Genomic DNA, 2,499 nt, shown 5'->3' with positions numbered 1-2,499 from the left:
GCGCCTTGGAGATGAGGGCGGTGAGGTCGGCGTTGGTGCCGAAGTGCGGGTCGACCTTGGTGAAGTCGGTGATCCAGTAGCCGTGGTAGCCGGCGGAGGCGTCCTTGCCGGTGCCCTGCACGGGCTGGTTCTTGAAGATGGGGGCGAGCCAGATGGCGGTGGTGCCCAGGCCCTTGATGTAGTCGAGCCGCTTGGTCAGGCCCTTGAGGTCGCCGCCCTGGTAGAAGCCCTTGTCGGTGGGGTCGTAGCCGGTGGCGAGCCGGGAACCGGTCAGCCCGCCCTTGTCGTTGGCGGTGTCGCCGTTGGCGAAACGGTCCGGCATGACGAAGTAGAACTGCTCGCGCGTGTCGTCGTGCCGGGTGGGCTGGGCGGCCAGCCGCGCGTCCGAGGGCGGCGCGGGCGGCGGCGTGGCGGCCGACGCGGCCAGGGGCTGGATCAGCGCGGCGGCGAGGGCGGCGGCGGTGACGGCCGCTGCCCGTCTGACGTGGGCGGTACGGCGCCCGCCGGGCGCCGGCCATCTCGGTATCACAGGCGGGAACTCCTTGCGATTACGGCTCATTGGGTCCGACCCCGCGGGGACCGTACCGTCCGCGAAAGGGTTGCAGCAAGAGGCGTGAAAGTGACGGTAAGAACTTTCACGGACTCACCGCTCACCGGCCCTTCCGTCTCCCGGGGCCTCCCGGGCGCCGGTCTCCCCATTGGCCGGAGTCTTTCCGCAGGACCGGCCGAAGTCCGTAAGCACGCCCGTCAGTTGACGAGCGCACATATTGACCGTTCAACTGGCGTTGCGCGTCGAGGGCTTCGCACCCCGGCGGACGATTGGCGGTATCCGCCGAACAGGTGAAGAGTGGCTGTTGTGACGGTTTTCGGACCAGCAGGACGCCGCAGAGCCCGCCAGGATCCACGATGGCCAGAACCACCAGGCGCCGGCTCCTCCGCCTGACCAGCGCATCCGCCCTCACAGCGGCACTCGCGCTGCCGGCGGGTCCGGTGACCGCCACGCTCGTGCCCCGGTTCGGCGGCGAAACTGCGGCGGATTCACCGGCCGATCCGGCGCCTCCCCCGTCCGAGCCCCCGCCGTCGCCTCCTCCCGCTCCCACGCCGAGCACTCCACCGAACCCGCCGCCGCCCGGACCGTCGACGCCGAACAGTCCCACCGCGCCACCGCCGCGGCCGTCCACACCGAGCACGCCCTCGAAGCCGGACGGAACAGCGCAACCGAGTGACTCGCCGGACCCGGACGGTCCCGCCGAAGGCGACTCACCGGCGTACCAGGCCTCGTCGCTGCAGAAGAAGGCGACCGAACAGGTGACGGGGGAGCTGAACGAGAAGAAGCAGAAAGCCCCCGCGGAGCTGGTGGCGAGCGTCGAGCAACTGACCGCCACGCTGCGCGCGGTCGAGACCCCGCACACCCCGCCGCAGGACCGTGACGCGGTCATCCGAGGTGCCCAGGCGGTCAGCTCCACCCTGGACGTGATCAGCCGCCCCGGGACGCCTCCCGCACTGCGGGAGCAGCTGACCGGTCTCGTGAGACAGGTGGTCTCCACCCTGGGCGCGGGGAACGACCCCGGGACACCGGTCCAGGACCGGCGCGCGGTCTTCCTGATCGCGGAGGGGTCGGCATCCGTTCTCGGCGTGATCGGCGACCGCCGGACGCCGCAAGGGCTGAGGGAGGACCTCGCGGGCATCGTGCACGACGTGGCCTCCGTGGCCACCGGCCGAGCGCCGGGAAGCCCGGGCGACGCGCGCCGGATCCGCGGGGCGCGAACGGACCCGCAGGACACGGAGTCGTTGGGGATCGCGCGCTCCCTGGCGAACCAACTGCGCATGATCACCGACCCGGGCACGTCCGGCGAGGGCCGCAAGGACGTGGCGCGGGCCACGCACGACGCCAGTTCGTCGCTGGACGACGCCGACCGTTCCGGAGCGTCGGACGAGGACCGGGACCAGGCGCGGAAGAAGCTGCACGGCCGGCTCGATCAAGCCAGGCGGAAGGTGGAGAAGTATCTCTCCGCCCGGAGTCTGCCCGACGTGCGGCTCGGCGAGGCGGCCGTACGGTGCACCGACTCCGTGTTCGAGTTCGTCCCCGAGGCCGCGGTCGGCAGGCATGTCGGGGATCTGCTCCCCAAGGAGTGGGGCGCCGAGGGCGTCAAGAACTTCTGGAAGTCGCAGGAGAGGGACAGCGACTTCCTCGAGGTATTCACCCAGCTGCGGAACGAGAAGATGGCCGACGCACCGGCGAGGATCGCACAGCTCATTCCCAGACTGGCCGACGTCGTACCGGCCGGAGATCTCTTCTGGATTCTCGGCCCTCCGTCGCTGCACTGCCTGCGGGCCGCCGCGCAGCTCGACGAATATTCGGGGATCGAATCTGGCGGCTGGGTCAAGAAGGCCGAGGAGATGGAATAGATTTCAGCAATTCGGCCACGGAAATCTCTGAACGTACCTGGACCGTCGACACTCCGAATCTCTCCAGGTTCCTCTTCTCCTCGGCGGGGT

At 70.1% G+C, this 2,499-nt stretch carries 2 protein-coding genes; one reads left to right on the top strand and one right to left on the bottom strand.

Annotation, left to right across the window (positions count from 1 at the left end):
* Positions 1–529, bottom strand: a 529-nt coding sequence (locus IE249_RS35845) for an alpha-amylase family glycosyl hydrolase (protein WP_268249660.1), incomplete at its 3' end; no start/stop codon positions are given.
* Positions 530–1,308: 779 nt separating this feature from the next.
* Between IE249_RS35845 and IE249_RS01625 the strand changes: the two genes are divergently transcribed.
* The gene (locus tag IE249_RS01625) at positions 1,309–2,409 is read left to right on the top strand and encodes a hypothetical protein (RefSeq protein WP_189702934.1); all 1,101 of its coding nucleotides are present in this window, start codon (positions 1,309–1,311) and stop codon (positions 2,407–2,409) included.
* The last annotated feature ends 90 nt before the right edge of the window (positions 2,410–2,499 follow it).

It is taken from the genome of Streptomyces anandii JCM 4720, from assembly GCF_014650655.1.
Taxonomy (GTDB): Bacteria; Actinomycetota; Actinomycetes; order Streptomycetales; family Streptomycetaceae; genus Streptomyces; species Streptomyces anandii.
The sequence above is the reverse complement of the archived record's forward strand: the minus strand, read 5'-3'. Positions and strand labels throughout refer to the sequence as shown.